This is a genomic window from Nitrosomonas sp. GH22, from assembly GCF_009833115.1.
Taxonomy (GTDB): Bacteria; Pseudomonadota; Gammaproteobacteria; order Burkholderiales; family Nitrosomonadaceae; genus Nitrosomonas; species Nitrosomonas eutropha.
This window is the reverse complement of the sequence record NZ_QRCA01000006.1, coordinates 1-15035: the sequence shown is the minus strand read 5'-3', so window position 1 is coordinate 15035 and position 15035 is coordinate 1. Positions and strand designations below refer to the sequence as shown.

Sequence of the window (15035 nt, the reverse complement as noted above, 5' to 3'; positions counted from 1 at the left end):
GGTTATTTCTCGATCGGTTGAGAAGGAACCGCTATGGTAGTTTGTACAGTAATGCCGGGGCGAACCTTTTGCGCACCCTCAGATATCACTAATTCGCCCACCTGCAAACCTCGCTTAATGATCCAATTTACGCCGATTTTGTCACCGACTGTCACTGAGCGTTTTTGCACGCGGTTGTCAGCATCAACAACCAGCACATATTTCCCACTTTGATCTTCCTGCATAGCCGACTGGGGAATAACATGTTCTTCCTCTACATCATCTCGTCTTACCAAAACTTTAACAAATTGTCCCGGCATCAGTAAGCGGCGGCTTTGTGGCGTATTTGTCTGACCGAGTAATTCTTTTGTATCGGGGTTTGGGAAAATTGCTCGAATCGTGATAGTTCCAGTCTTTTCATCCACGATGGGGCTGATAAAATCCGATTTTCCTTCAAAAGGATAAATGGTTCCATTGGCAAGTTGAATTTTAGGAACAAATATAGTCGACTCTCCCTTCTCCAGCTGGTTTTGAAGCTCGGTAAGGAAATCAACTTCGCTCACCGTAAAAAGTACATACAGGGGGTCGATTAGCACAATTGTTGCTAAAATGCCGGAGTTTGGTGAGACAAGGTTTCCCGTGCTGATAGAATTACGACCGATGCGCCCATTGATCGGAGAACGTATTTCAGTGTAACTGAGATTCAATTTAGCTCGGTCCAACATGGCCTGGGCACTGGTTAACAGCGCTTGTGCGCTAAGAAAATCACTGCTGGCTTTATCAAGGTCCATTTGTGACACTCCGCCTTGGCGCACCGTTTTTAATCGTTGCAAATAAGATTTAGCATTCTGTAGAGTAGCTTTAGCTTCGGCTACTTTCGCTTGTGCAGCCTTAACTTCGATTTGATAAGGCGCTTGCTCTATCACGTATAAAATATCACCCTCTTTAACGCTATCTCCTTCTATGAAATTCCGTCTTTCCAGAAAGCCTTGCACACGAGCCACTAGATTTACCGTTCTGAGTGCGGCGGTACGACCCACCAGTTCATGAATTTTAGCGACTTTTTCCTGAATAACCGGCGTAACCATTACTGCCGGGGCAGGCTGTTTTAGTTGGCTTGCAGAATTACTATCATCATTTTGACAGCCAGAAACAATGACCAACAAAGAAAGACCTAGAAGAGAAGTAAGCAGTTTTACTTTTTTCAAGTCAACGTTCCTCAAATTGTGTTTGCTGTTGACCTAGAACTGCCTACGGTGCATCTTGCATCAGTGGTTTCCATCCGCCGCCCAATGATTTATACAGACGAATCAAATTGGAAGTAACCTTTCCTTCACTCACTGCCAGCTGATCTTGAAAGGAAAATAAGGCTCTCTCTGCATCCAGCACACCAATAAAATCAGTTAGGCCCGCAGTGTACAATTCACGCGACAGGCTAACTGCTGATTTTGCTGATTGTGTGGATTTTATCAAAGCTTGTCTGCGAACTTGTTCATTCGCAAAATCGATTAAAGCATTTTCTACATCTTTAACTGCGGTTAATACCGAAGCCTCGTATTGAATCAGCGCCTGACTTTGTCGCTCATCTTCTATTTTTATATTTTGTCGGATACGACCAGCATTAAAAACTGGCCATCTGATTTGCGGTCCAATTTGGAAGGCGGCTGCGGGTCCTGTAAAAAAGCTGGCAGCAGAAATGTATTCCAGTCCTACAGAACCAAATAAGAAGAGTCTTGGATAAAGGTCTGCAGTAGCCACACCAACCCGTGCCGTTTGCGCTGCTAATTCGCGCTCCGCACGTCGGACGTCCGGCCTGCGACGCAACAAATCAGCGGGAACGCCAACAACCACTTCAACTGACACCGTTGGGACTTTTTGGTACTGCTCCAATTCTTCTGCCAATGACCCAGGGAACTCTCCAAGCAGCACTACAAGACCATTTTTACCTTGTTCGATACCGGTTTGTAACATTGGAATTTCTGATTTACTATTTTCCAGATTATATTTCGCCTGCTCTAGTGACAGTGTCGTTGTCAGGCCGGCATCTAACCGATCCTGAACAATTTGTAACGTCCCTTCTTGAGATTCCAGGTTGTTAACAGCCGCTTCAAGCCGGGCTTGAAAGGCACGAATTTCAATATAATTGATAGCGACTTCAGCCACCAAAATCACCAGCGTGTCGTTTAATTCTTCTTGACGTGCTTCAACGGAGGCTTGTGCCGATTCAATTGAGCGCCTGATGCCGCCAAACATATCAATTTCCCAACTAGCATCAAAGCTCAAGGAATAGAGGTCAATTTCACTGATGCCACCTGATTGTAGATTGGTTTTTCTTCGCGTAAATGCTGCATCTCCCTCTATGGTTGGAAACAGGCCTGATCTGGCAATTCCCCGCGAAGCGCGTTCTTCTCTCAGTCGTGACTGCGCAAGCTGAAGATCAAGATTGCCCCTGATGGCCCATTCAATTAAGCGCGTTAATAATGGATCTTCCAGAGTGTTCCACCAGTCAACCAACATTGCAGGGGTTACTTGTTTGGTGAATTCCGTTTTGGCCTCATCTGCTTCTTGCCCAGTTTCAGGAAGCGATAATTTAGCTTTCTGATCTTCGCTCAGTGCGGCATTAAATTTTTCGGGAGTGATTTTTTCTGGTGGCACATAATCTGGCCCAACGGCAGCGCAACCAGTAAGAAATAGCACCAGTAATCTGAAAGTAAAAATCAAGTGCCAGCGCACAATAAATAGTTTCTTTTAGAATTTGTTCAAAATCTTTTAAGCAAAAGAGCCAAGAATACCAGATGAATGAGTTGCAAGTTGGTATTGAGTTTACGCTCGCAGTTTTTCCGCAGCCGTCGATTTTTCTCCAGCCAGGCAAAGCTGCGCTCGACGATCTAGCGTTTAGGTATGACTGCAAAAGTGTGTGGTTCGCTGCGCTTGGCAATCTGTACTTGTACATGCGCGCCCAGAATTTCTCGCACGTCTTCGGCAAATGGTTCTCCGATATAGCCGCTATCGCACAGCAGACTTTGGACTTTCCCCAGGCTCGGCCTGCAGTGCTCTCAGGCTTGCAACGCACCTTTGCGATCAGTCACACTTCCGCCGTCGTCACCGCAATGGCATGCGGCAGGCCCTGGGTATCGACTGCGATTGGCGATTGACGTTTGATGCCCAATATCTTCTTGCCTGCGTCATAACCCTTCTGGCCCGCCGTGTCCGTATTTTTCACGCTCTGCGCGTCCATTACCTTCGCGAAAGGGGTGGACAATATTCATTTCGATATATTTTTCGACAATTTCATCAAACGTGCTTTGCGGCATGGCATCGATGTTTTTTAACGATGGCTTTAGATGCATGATCCGCGCAAAAGCGGTTGTGCCTTTGGCGATATTCACGTCGCGAATTTTGCCAAGCCGGCGAATGTACCCACCGCTACCTTGTGAATATCGCCAGAATCAAACAGTTGCCTGGCTTTTTGTTTGCTGATCTTTTCTTCGGCTTTGGCCAATTCGATTTGATCGGTGATATTGAGCTTGGCAATGCCCACCACTTCGCGGTTGTCTTTGGCGTCAACGTAGCTGCATACTGGCAGGTTATAGTCGTCGTCGGCAACCTTCTCAAACGGTACCGACTGGGCAACATGCTCTACATTCGCTTTGCTGCCAAATACCTGCATGATCTGTTCGATGTGCGCGTCGGTGAGGGTATTGTTATTGGTTTCTTTTTTAAACAGGCCGTTGGCATCCATAAACTGGGTGGTGGTGTCAGTTTTGTGTTTGGACAGCATCCGAATATACAATCAGGGTAAGAGCATGTATTACACTGATTGTATATTCGGATGCTGTTAAATCATTTGATGCTGATTAATTCGTGGTTTTGCTACCAACTAATAGCACTCTCAGCATAGGCTATTTGTAGATTATCTGTGGTTTTTATCAAGATTGTGTGATGACGTTATCTTAATTCTCGGCTTGGTATTTGATTATTTCACCCATTGATATAATTGATCTGCTGTTTTTAAATCCATTTTTTATATTTTATGACTGATCCGCTTCTAATAGCGCAACGTGACGCTACGCAATGCCAATTATTGCCTGAGTTTGCTAATCGTCACGGGCTTATTACTGGCGCTACTGGTACGGGTAAGACTGTTACGCTGCAGCTATTAGCTGAGCAATTCTCGCGTATTGGTGTGTCGGTTTTTATGGCTGACGTCAAGGGTGACCTGACTGGAATTAGCCAAAAAAGACAAATCAATAATAAATTGGCTGCTGTGCTCAAAGAACGCGGTTTGCCGTTGCCGGAGCCGATAGCTTGTCCTGCCACACTGTGGGATGTGTTTGGTAAACAGGGCCATCCGATACGGGTAACCATTTCCGATATGGGGCCGCTGCTGCTGGCACGCATGCTTGATCTCAATGTCACCCAGGCAGGGGTGCTCAACCTGGTGTTTAAAATTGCGGATGATAACGGTCTGCTGTTGCTTGATCTAAAAGATTTGCGTGCCATGTTGCAATACGTAGGTGACAACGCAAAGAGCTTTACTACACAGTATGGCAACATTAGCACCGCCAGTATTGGCGTGATCCAGCGCGAGTTGATCCAACTGGAGACGCAAGGGGGAACTCAGTTTTTTGGTGAACCCGTGCTCGATATTGAAGATTTCATGCAAACGGTGAGCGGTCAGGGAGTCATCAATATTCTGGTTGCTGATCAGTTGATGACTGCCCCACGCTTGTACGCTAGCTTTCTATTATGGATGCTTTCGGATTTGTTTGAGCGTTTACCCGAAATTGGTGATCCGGAAAAACCCAAGTTGGTATTCTTTTTCGATGAAGCACATCTGTTGTTTTCTGGTGCACCTAAGGCGCTGATTGAGCGCATTGAATTAGTAGTGCGCCTGATACGCTCCAAGGGAGTCGGTGTCTATTTTGTCACGCAAAATCCATTGGATATTCCTGATTCGGTATTGGCACAGCTAGGTAACCGTGTGCAGCATGCATTGCGCGCATTTACCCCGCGCGATCAGAAGGCCGTGAAAGCTGCGGCCAGCACCATGCGACCTAAAACAGGGTTGAATATCGAAACTGCGATTACTGAATTGGCCGTAGGCGAAGCACTGGTCAGTTTTCTGGATGCCAAGGGACGCCCCAGTGAAACGGAACGTGTGTATGTGTTGTTACCGGGGAGTCAGCTTGGACCCATTGCCGATAAACAACGCTATGCGTTAATCAAAGATTCGCTGGTGGCTGATTCCTACGACATATCAGTAGATCGTGAATCCGCCCATGAGTTGTTAGTTGCTCAGCATCATGAGCAATCATCGACTGATATTCGTGCCAAGTCTGGTTCGCAGGGCGCAGATAATAGCTTGCTTGGGGAGGTAGGTTCGGTAGTTAAAGAAGTGCTCTTTGGTCGTACTGGTCCACGAGGTGGGCTGTACGATGGTTTGGTGCAAAATGTCGTTAAAAGTGAGGTGCGTCGTATAGGGCGGGAATTATTGCGTGGTGCACTGGGCAGTTTGCTGGGTGGCAGTAAGCGTCGCTGATACTTGTGCCTTGAACGGACTGCGCCTTGCTGATGTTTTAGGAACCTCTGAAAAACTATCCGCGTTGCCTTTCCCCGTTAAAAGTCGGCTGAAAATGCTCATTTATCACGTATAAACGCTGCCTTTTTGCCAACTTCTACCTCGTTGACGTTTTTCAGAGGTTCCTTAGCGATTCCTTGGACGCAAACTATCAATATATGAGGCTGGTATAAATCAGCGTAGCCCCAGCACATCCTGCATATCAAATAATCCGGATTTTTTAGTAGCAAGAAAACGCGCGGCATGCAATGCACCTGTTGCAAATGTTTTGCGGCTGCTGGCTTTATGTGTAATTTCCAGCCGCTCGCCGATTCCGGCAAATAACGCCGTGTGGTCGCCCACAATATCTCCACCACGTATGGTTGAAAATCCAATAGTATCTACCGCACGTTCCCCGGTGTGGCCTTCACGTCCATAAATTGCTACTTTCTCAAGATTTTTTCCCTGAGTCTGGGCAATCACTTCTCCCATACGCAGAGCGGTTCCAGAAGGTGCGTCCACTTTGTGGCGGTGATGTGCCTCAATGATTTCCACATCGTAACCAGCAGGTAACGCCTTTGCGGCGACTTCAAGCAACCTGAACAGTATATTAACACCCACGCTCATATTGGGAGCGAACACGATGGCGATGTCTTTTGCTGCATCATGAATGATTTCTTTTTCTTCTGCTGAAAATCCGGTAGTGCCGATCACCATGTGGATGCCTGATTGACGACACACGGCAAGATGCGTCAGTGTTCCGGCGGGGCGAGTAAAGTCGATCAGCACATCGCTGCCTGTCAGTGCGGAGGCATAATCACTGTTAATGATAACTCCGCAGGGTGTTCCGGTTAAACCGCCTGCATCTTGCGACAGATATGGGCTGTCGGGTTGTTCAAGTGCTGCAGATAACCGCAGATCTTGCGCATCAGCAATAGTTTCCATGATAGTCCGACCCATACGGCCGGCACTTCCGGCAACGGCTATATTTAACAGTGTCATTGATTATCCCTGTAAAAATTTGTCTGATTTTCTTTGAGGAAATCGATTGTTTTGTCAGATCCCTCGTTTTCAGTGCCATCAACACCAGGAGGGGATCCAGATGTTTTTTCGGGAACGGGAAAAACCGGAGAAGACTCGCTGAAGGCAGGGGGTTGCGGAAAATCTCCCTGAATATGGGATAGCCGGTCATTCTTAAAAAAAACAATCAGTTTCCGTTCTTCGGTTATGCGGCCACCTGGCGCGAGACGATAGATGTAATCCCAACGATCACTATGAAATACATCTACTACCAGCGGCGTACCCAATATGAACCGAACCTGTGAACGGGTCATCCCTGGTTTTAGTCTGGCTACCATTTCCTCGGTGATAACATTACCTTGCTGAATATCAATTTTGTAAGGGAATGAAGGAAGATAAGTGCAGTGTGGCAGGAAGGGAAGCAATAATAACAATAACAGTCGTGGGAATAATGCGTACATACCAGGCCAATATTTTTCAATCCATCCGGGATAGGATACTATGAACAGTTAGCTCTTCCGGGGCAACGTAAAGTGTAAACAAAAAGTGACTGCAATATGTATTTTTGTAGCGCGTCAGGGAATTAGTCCTGACTAAAAAGAAATTATTATGAAGGTTTACGCTTTTCAATTGTCTCATAAATGCAGTAATTTCTTGAGGTAAATAACTTAATGAGTAAATCAGAAAATTTGAAAAGTATAGATCTTAAGACGATGGGATTGAAGACAACACTCCCGCGTTTGAAGATATTAAATTTGTTTGAGAACAGCTCGATTCGGCATCTCTCGGCAGAAGACGTCTATAAAGAATTGCTAGGTGAGGGAGAGGATATCGGTCTGGCAACGGTTTATCGTGTTCTGACTCAGTTTGAGCAAGCCGGATTGCTTGAGCGTCACCATTTTGAAAGTGGTAAGGCAGTTTTTGAGCTAGCCAGTGGTAATCATCATGACCACCTGGTATGCCTGCAATGTGGTCACGTTGAGGAATTCTTCGATCCAGAAATCGAAAAGCGTCAGGTGAAAATTGCCAAGGAGCGGGGGTTTGTGTTGCAGGATCATTCTTTGTCATTGTATGCGGATTGCATAAAAAAAGACTGCCCAGACCGCATACGTAGTAAATAGACAGCAACGCTGCTTGATGTATTCCTGAATCTGTAAACCAATGTAACGGGTAATCGCTCGCTGATCGTTGACATGCAACCGACGACAAAAAACATTCGTAGTATATTGGTTTACACGACTGTTATTTTGCTGATGTCTGTGGTGTATTACATTTATGCCTACACTACACAGGAGATTCCCGAAGAGCGTGAAACGTTTCTTGCAGAGATTGGGGAAGACTTTGGGGAAGTAGGCATGGGATTACTAATCTTCATTTATAGCCGTACGCTACTCAAGCTGACATTAGGTCAGGGAAAACTGGCGCAGCGCTTGTTACCAGACTATGTTTCTCCAATTGGATCTTCTGTTTTGAATCAATTGCTGGCCTGGCTAAACCGTACGCACATTTACTTTGGTATTGCAGCGGTTGCCGTGATTTTGCTACATATCGTCATGGTGGATTACTCTCACTACAGCCATATTCTTTTCTTTCCTGCCTTGCTAGGTTTGGTAATCTGGCAGGGTGTTTTTGGATTATTCCTCACACTGCGCTATTCGCCCACAAAACTTAAGAAATTTTCATATCTAGTACATGCCCAGTTCGTCACCGGCATAGCAATCGGTATTTTTGCCTGGTTTGGTCATATGCTGATTGATTGATTCACGGTACAGAAAATCCATTTGCGTACTTTTTTGGCAAGACAACTGCACATCATATTTTTAATATGTGAAGGGTTGTCAGTACTGCGCCCTTCTCCTGCTTCCTCATGGGTCACGCCGTCACGAATATGGTAGATACGCTTGAAGGTCGGGATAATTTTTTCATCGTGTGTCACAACAATGATGGCAGTTTCAAATTGCCTAGCCATTGTGTTAAGTATACGGATTACTGCTAGTGCACGTTGTGAATCCAGGGGAGCGGTGGGCTCGTCAGCTAGAATGACAGGAGGGCGATTGACCAGTCCTCGTGCAATGGCTACGCGCTGTTGCTCACCACCGGACAGTTGTGCTGGCATGGCACGAGCACGATGCTGCACATCCAGTGCAGCGAGCAGTTCCAGTGCGCGTTTACGTGCCTCGTCATCGCTCACACCAGCTAGCATCGGCAAAAGCGCGACATTGTCAGTCGCATCCAGAAACGGGATCAGATAGGGTGCCTGGAACACGAAGCCAATTTTGTCACGACGCAAAGCGCGCAAATCACGTAGTTTCCAACCATTATCGAAGATGGTTTCATTATCCAGGGTCATGCGTCCGGATGTAGGGTCAATCACCGCGCCGAGACATTTAAGCAGCGTACTTTTGCCTGAGCCGGACGGACCAATCAGTCCGACCACTTCGCCGGGGGCGACTTGCATGTTGACGTTCTTGAGTGTGAATACAGCGGCTTCACCTTTACCAAAGCGCTTGCTCAAATTTTCGATGCGGATTCCTCTATTGCTCATGTCAGGTTTACCCGATTGCTTCTGCCGGATCAATCTTAAGTGCCATGCGGATGGCAATGATACTGGAAAGGATACAAATCACCAGTACAGCGAGGAATCCCAGCATGGAGTCAATTGGTATCAGCAGCACATATTTGGGAAATAAGGGGGCGGCGAAGGTGGCTGAAATTTTGCCAACGACAAACCCGATCACACCCAGCATCAGGGATTGTTGCAGAATCATACCGGCGATGGTGCGATTGCGTGTACCGATCAGCTTGAGTACAGCGATTTCGCGGATTTTATCCATGGTCAGGGTATAAATGATGAAGGCTACGATAGCCGCACTGACGATGGCCAGGATGATCAGAAATAAACCGATCTGTTCGGCAGAGGTGGCAATCAGCTTGCCGACCAGAATATCTTCCATTTGTACCCGGTCGTATACCGTCAGCCGTTTCCAGCGTCGGATTGGTTCAGCTACTTCTTCCAGTGTGAACTCCGGTCTAATGCGTATTAGTATTGCATTGACGTAGTTATTGGCAGTTTGCAAGGTAATAATTGCATCCGGCAAATCCGGTTTTCCGGGAAAGGAAAACGTCGGATTGGCTCTGGTACGGCGCTTTTGCATCAGGATGGCATCGTTATCTTTGAGAAATTGTGCTTCCTGTGCGTCCTTGAGCGGAATGAAAACCATCGGATCACCACTGGATGAGACCATTCGGCGTGTCAGGCCAACTACGGTGTAGTGGTTGCGACGGATTTTAAGGCGATCCCCCAGCCTGAAGCCGGTAGCAATATCTGCCACGGCCTCATAATGGCTGCGTGTAATCTGCCTGCCCGCAACAAGATGAGGTGGCCACCCTGGTGTTCCGGGGCCGCCTGCTGCGATGCCTGCAACCATTACTCTGACATCTTCATCCTCTTTTCTGACTTGCATGGTCAGATATGTGACATTGGCTGCCTGTGCCACACCAGGAATGGTACGGACACTGCGCCATAAATCATCGGGGACACTGGAAGGCTCGGCATAGGGGCCCAGGGTATCCTGCTGTACCACCCACAGATCTGCACCACTGGTGTCGATCAAAACTCTGCCATCATCCACCAAGCCACGATATACACCTGCCATGGTCAGTGTTACACCGATGAGGAGGCCGAGGCCAATGCCGGTAAAAATGAACTTGCCCCAATTGTGCAGAATATCGCGTACAGCCAGATTGATCATGGCGATACACCGGGAATCCGTTTTGCTATGCTGACCCGGCTGAAAGCGGTGAGTGTTTTTTCACTGTAGACGATAAATTGATCGCCTGCCGCCAATCCGTGTTTGATCTGGACATGGCCATTGAGATCAGCGCGTCCCAGTTTTATCCGGGTAAACTCAGGTTTACCATCAACCAGCTTCCAGACACCTGGTACGCCATCCTCGTTGCGAATGGCAGCATTGGGGATTGTTGGTGTGATGGGCAGTTTCGGCAGGTAGACCGTCACCTCAGCCAATTCGCCCACTGGCGGCAATTGCGAGGGTGGCATGGCGAAGGTGATCTTTGCCAGTGTTTCTTCTGTGACCGTATCAGCCAGCGGTTCAACCCGCAGTACCTGTCCCGTAATGCTTCCAGTTTGCTGCGAACGCAGTATGAATTGAGCGGGCAGTCCCGGGGTTAATCCTTCGGCGTTGATCTGATCGAAGCGGGTATCAATCCACAAGTGTGCAGTATCAATGATTTCAACCGCAGGCTGGCCTGTCACCAGCGTAGTACCGGGATCTACGGCACGTATGGTTACCAGACCTGTCACAGGCGCTATCAGCTTGAGATCGTTGCGTTGTGTGTGCAGTGCCTGCAAATTGGCACGTGTACGACCAAGATTTTCGCGTGCTGCCACGGTTGCTGCTTTGGTGACTGCCAGTTCTTCCCGTTTGATGGCAACACTTTCCTCGCTGGTGCCATGAGCGGGTAACAGTTTTTCATAGCGTTTGAGCTGCGCTTGTGCATGGTGTTGTCTGGCTTGTGCCTGATGCAAATCAGCTTCGGCGCTTTTGATGGCGGCCTCCTGTGCATGGATACGATCATTCAGATCAACCGGATCCATCTCACCCAAAACCTGTCCAGCCTTGACTACATCTCCCACGTCTACATTCAGATGTTTAACACGCCCTGGCAAAATCGGTCCGATCTTGTAAGTGTAGCGTGCCTGCACCGTTCCAATACCGGACAGGGCAGGGACGATACTTCGTGATTCCACCGTGGTTACAGTGACCACAATGGGGGCCAGTGGCCCGGATTGCAGGGCAATATATGTAAACAGCGTCAGGAGTAATGTGATGACTGCGAGCAATGCTAGCGTGCGCCGCTGCAAGTGTGGGAATTTCATAGAGCCTTCCTGATGCCACGGCAATAGATGGCGAAAACACCCGGGGCATCACGGCGGATTCGTGCAACTTCACCCGCCAGCATGGATTGTATGACAAGTCCCTGGATTGTTCCGATGAACAGCATGGTTGCAGCCTCACTCTCCAGGGAGGGTGATAATTCACCGCAGGCCTTACCGTTTTCAATCAGCCGTTGCAAACGTTCTCTGTACCGTTTGATCAGGAGTTGTACAAGCTGTTTGGCTGGAGTCGCTTCTGCACGTTGTAGCTCGCCAAACATCATCCTTGGAACCCCGGGATACTCTGCCACAAACTCAATATGACTCATGAACATGGCTTCCATGGCGGCCAGAGGTGATGTAATGCTCTGAATAGAGTGATCAATCCGTTTTAACAGTCGCTCGACAACCCACTTCATGACTGCTTCCCAGATAGCTTCCTTGTTTGGGAAATGCCGGAACAATGCTCCTTGCGTCAGGTTCATGTGTTTGGCGATTGCTGCAGTAGTGATCTCACTGGGATTTTGCGAGCTTGCAAGCTCAACGACAGCTTCTACAGTAACTTCCCGTCGTTCATCAGCTGAGAGATATTTGGGATGAGGATTCATAAATATATAACCACATAAAAGATAGTAACTAATTACTATCTTAAATTGAGGCGTGAAAAAGTCAACCTGCTTTTGATCTGCATATTTCGATCATCCAGGGCTGCTGCGACAATTTGCCACATTTCCTTCATTTACTGAAACTGGCAGAATCCGCGTTCAATTACACACCAGAACAGGAGATTCGGAAGAGTTATGAACTATCGTGTCACTCCATTCGCATCAGCTATAGCTGTTGCTTTATCTTCCTTTGTTGTACAACAAGCACTGGCACAGACTACCTTGAATGAAGTTGTCGTTAAAACCGGCAAGATTCGTGATGCTGCTGCGTCAGTTGAAATCGGTTCAACCGAAATTGCTGCGCAGCATGCCGTTACCCGTGATACCGCTTCTTTGTTGCGGGATGTACCGGGTGTGCATCTCTATGGAGCGGGGGGTGTTTCCAGCTTGCCGGTGATTCATGGCCTGGCAGATGATCGTCTGCGTATCACAATTGATGGTATGGATTTCATTTCTTCCTGTGCCAATCATATGAATCCGCCACTGTCCTACCTTGATCCGGGTAACGTTGCAAAAATTCGGGTGTATGCCGGCATCTCGCCAGTCAGCGTGGGAGGTGACAGTATTGGCGGAACGATTGTCGCGGAAACAGCCGCGCCGCAATTTGCTGCACCCGGCCAGCGCTCACTCATCAAGGGTGAAGTTGGCTCTTTTTATCGCAGCAACAACAATGCCTTTGGAGGCAATCTGTCTGCAACACTGGCCAATGAATTTTTCAGCATCAATTATTCAGGCGCAATTACCACAGCAGATAACTACAAGGCAGGCGGCAATTTCAAGACAACAACGGCCACAGGGCGGCCAGGGCACACGCTTCCACTGGATGAGGTCGGCTCCACCGCCTACAAAAGCTTGACGCATACTTTGGGACTTGCATTGCGGGCAGATAATCATCTGCTGGAGGCGAAATTCGGTTATCAGAATGTGCCGTACCAGTTCTACCCCAATCAGCGCATGGATATGCTGGACAATGAACAAAAACGGATCAACGCGCGCTACCTGGGCGAGTACAACTGGGGAACGCTCGATGGTCGTGTTTATTACGAAGCAGTTGATCATTACATGAATTTCAGCGATGACAAGCAACTGGTTTACGGTACAGCATTGAACGGTATGCCGATGTCCAGCCGTGGCCGTACCCTTGGCCTCAACCTGAAAGGAGATGTTTACCTCACCGATGACGATTTGCTGCGTGTCGGCGCACTGTATCAGCACTACACTCTGCGTGACTGGTGGCCGCCATCCGGAACCGGTGCCATGTCACCTCTGAATTTTCAGAATATTAATCATGGCAAGCGTGATCGGCTGGGATTCTTTGCTGAATGGGAACGGCATTTCAATCCACAATGGACCACGTTGCTGGGTGCTCGTTACGAGCATCTGGAAACGGATGCGGACAATGTTCATGGCTACGGGAACATGATGGGTAACCAGATTCCCGATTCAGCTGCCTTTAATGCGCGTGGCCATAAACGTAATGACAACAACGTTGATTTGACAGCGCTGGCGCGTTACACACCGGGCAATATGGTTGATCTTGAGTTGGGCCTGGCGCGCAAGGTGCGCACACCGAATCTGTATGAGCGCTACACCTGGTCTACCTGGAGCATGGCCGCTATCATGAATAATTTTGTCGGCGATGGTAACGGTTACGTTGGCAACATGGACCTCAAGCCGGAGAAAGCCTATACCGCCTCCCTTACCATAGATCTGCACGCGGCTGATCGAGAATGGGAAATCAAGGCCACACCTTACTTCACTTATGTAAATAATTACGTTGATGCAATCCGGATTCCGGCAGTCACCACGAATAATCAATTCGTCGTCCTGCAATATGCCAATCACTCCGCCCATCTTTATGGAGTGGATCTTTCCGGCCGCACGGTATTGGTAAAAACCAGTCTCGGCGAGTTTGGTCTGCGCGGCCTGATGAACTACACGCGGGGAGAAAACAAGAAAACGGGTGACGATCTCTACAATATCATGCCGCTCAACGGCAAGCTGACGCTTACCCATCAGTACAGTAACTGGAGCAACGCCATCGAACTGGTTGGCGCCACTCGCAAAAATGATGTTTCCTCGGTACGCAACGAAATTCATACCAAAGGCTATTTTCTGACAAATCTGCGTACCAGTTACACATGGAAAAACGTCCGTGTTGATTTGGGCGTGGAAAATCTGTTTGACCGCCTCTACTATCTGCCGCTGGGCGGAGCGTATACCGGGCAGGGAATGACCATGGGAATTAATGGTATCCCTTACGGTATTGCTGTTCCCGGCATGGGGCGCTCAGTTTATGCAGGGCTTAACATCAAGTTCTGATTATATTTTCAGAGGTTCCAGGAAATATACATAATAAGCTGATTGCTGTGTCTGCTCTATGATCAAGTTTCTGGGGTTTGTTCCGTAGAAGAAAAGGAAATAATTACTTTTATGGAGAAAATAATATGGATTTGATTGATCAACTCAAAGAGCTATCAATTCGCGTTAGATGTTTAGTCCCACGGTGTGCTGGAATGGGTCAAAGATAAAACGATCTGGCTCATTTTTCCAGATTTTGCAGATGTATTCATAGGGTGTTAGGCCTTTGAGAGCTTTTAGTCTTTTGGCGAAGTTATAAGCCATCACAAAGCGATGGAGATGGGCCTTCAACTGATCGTGTGAGTCGTAATAATACCGTTTTACAGTCGCATCCTTGATGGTTCGATTCATGCGTTCAACCTGACCATTGGTCCAGGGATGGTTGGGTTTGGTGAGACGGTGCTCGATGCCGTTGATCTGACAACACCTATCGAACATATGCGTTACATACTGAGCCGTTGGCCCATTCCGATAACGCGCCGGGAACGTAAACTGGATACCGTTATCAGTCAGGATTGTATGGATCTTGTAGGGAACAGTCTCTGTTTCTTAT

General features: G+C 47.9%; 11 protein-coding genes and 5 pseudogenes. 4 read left to right on the top strand and 12 right to left on the bottom strand.

Annotation, left to right across the window (positions count from 1 at the left end):
* Positions 1-2: 2 nt before the first annotated feature.
* The 5 genes and pseudogenes from ABF86_RS01060 to ABF86_RS13060 all read right to left on the bottom strand — a co-directional run.
* A complete protein-coding gene (locus ABF86_RS01060) occupies positions 3-1187 on the bottom strand; it encodes an efflux RND transporter periplasmic adaptor subunit (protein ID WP_041353551.1) in 1185 nt (394 codons plus the stop codon).
* Between the two features lie 43 nt (positions 1188-1230).
* Positions 1231-2712 (bottom strand): efflux transporter outer membrane subunit, encoded by a 1482-nt coding sequence (locus ABF86_RS01055; RefSeq protein WP_074685226.1) that lies wholly within the window; start codon positions 2710-2712, stop codon positions 1231-1233.
* Positions 2713-2738: 26 nt separating this feature from the next.
* A pseudogene (locus ABF86_RS01050) lies at positions 2739-3220 on the bottom strand (IS5 family transposase); the annotation flags it as partial.
* Positions 3201-3523 (bottom strand): annotated as a pseudogene (locus tag ABF86_RS12505) (Fic family protein); the annotation flags it as partial. The pseudogenes ABF86_RS01050 and ABF86_RS12505, both read right to left, overlap by 20 nt.
* A 12-nt stretch (positions 3524-3535) precedes the next feature.
* Positions 3536-3760, bottom strand: a pseudogene (locus ABF86_RS13060) (N-6 DNA methylase); the annotation flags it as partial.
* A 252-nt stretch (positions 3761-4012) separates the two neighbouring features.
* Here ABF86_RS13060 and ABF86_RS01035 point away from each other — a divergent pair.
* Positions 4013-5521, top strand: a complete 1509-nt coding sequence (locus tag ABF86_RS01035; protein WP_074685222.1) for a helicase HerA-like domain-containing protein — start codon at positions 4013-4015, stop codon at positions 5519-5521.
* 213 nt (positions 5522-5734) lie between these two features.
* On the opposite strand, the gene dapB is transcribed toward ABF86_RS01035, so the two are convergent.
* Together dapB and ABF86_RS01025 are read right to left on the bottom strand one after the other, a co-directional pair.
* Entirely contained in the window at positions 5735-6541 is an 807-nt protein-coding gene (gene dapB / locus ABF86_RS01030) for a 4-hydroxy-tetrahydrodipicolinate reductase (protein ID WP_074685220.1), read from the bottom strand.
* Complete coding sequence (locus ABF86_RS01025) at positions 6538-7020, bottom strand: outer membrane protein assembly factor BamE (RefSeq protein ID WP_011634971.1); 483 nt, start codon at positions 7018-7020, stop codon at positions 6538-6540. Before ABF86_RS01025 ends, dapB begins: the two co-directional genes overlap by 4 nt.
* A 210-nt stretch (positions 7021-7230) precedes the next feature.
* On the opposite strand from ABF86_RS01025, the gene fur reads away from it, so the two are divergent.
* Both fur and ABF86_RS01015 read left to right on the top strand, forming a co-directional pair.
* On the top strand, positions 7231-7680 hold the full coding sequence (gene fur / locus ABF86_RS01020; RefSeq protein WP_011634970.1) for a ferric iron uptake transcriptional regulator: 450 nt from the start codon (positions 7231-7233) through the stop codon (positions 7678-7680).
* A gap of 72 nt (positions 7681-7752) precedes the next feature.
* Positions 7753-8319, top strand: coding sequence for a hypothetical protein (locus ABF86_RS01015; protein WP_011634969.1), 567 nt, complete (start codon positions 7753-7755; stop codon positions 8317-8319).
* Between the two features lie 77 nt (positions 8320-8396).
* Here the strand turns inward: ABF86_RS01015 and ABF86_RS01010 are convergent.
* From ABF86_RS01010 to ABF86_RS00995, 4 genes and pseudogenes are all read right to left on the bottom strand, one after another.
* A pseudogene (locus ABF86_RS01010) lies at positions 8397-9104 on the bottom strand (ABC transporter ATP-binding protein); the annotation flags it as partial.
* Positions 9105-9111: 7 nt separating this feature from the next.
* The gene (locus tag ABF86_RS01005; RefSeq protein ID WP_011634967.1) at positions 9112-10311 is read right to left on the bottom strand and encodes an ABC transporter permease; all 1200 of its coding nucleotides are present in this window, start codon (positions 10309-10311) and stop codon (positions 9112-9114) included.
* Positions 10308-11459 (bottom strand): efflux RND transporter periplasmic adaptor subunit, encoded by a 1152-nt coding sequence (locus ABF86_RS01000; protein ID WP_011634966.1) that lies wholly within the window; start codon positions 11457-11459, stop codon positions 10308-10310. Before ABF86_RS01000 ends, ABF86_RS01005 begins: the two co-directional genes overlap by 4 nt.
* Positions 11456-12064, bottom strand: a complete 609-nt coding sequence (locus tag ABF86_RS00995) for a TetR/AcrR family transcriptional regulator (RefSeq protein ID WP_011634965.1) — start codon at positions 12062-12064, stop codon at positions 11456-11458. Before ABF86_RS00995 ends, ABF86_RS01000 begins: the two co-directional genes overlap by 4 nt.
* Before the next feature lie 192 nt (positions 12065-12256).
* Here ABF86_RS00995 and ABF86_RS00990 point away from each other — a divergent pair, with 192 nt between their 5' ends.
* Positions 12257-14443 carry a TonB-dependent receptor gene (locus tag ABF86_RS00990; protein ID WP_011634964.1) on the top strand — a complete coding sequence of 729 codons (2187 nt, stop codon included), beginning with the start codon at positions 12257-12259 and terminating at the stop codon, positions 14441-14443.
* 165 nt (positions 14444-14608) lie between these two features.
* Here the strand turns inward: ABF86_RS00990 and ABF86_RS00985 are convergent.
* Positions 14609-15019: pseudogene (locus tag ABF86_RS00985) on the bottom strand (integrase core domain-containing protein); the annotation flags it as partial.
* Positions 15020-15035: the final 16 nt, after the last annotated feature.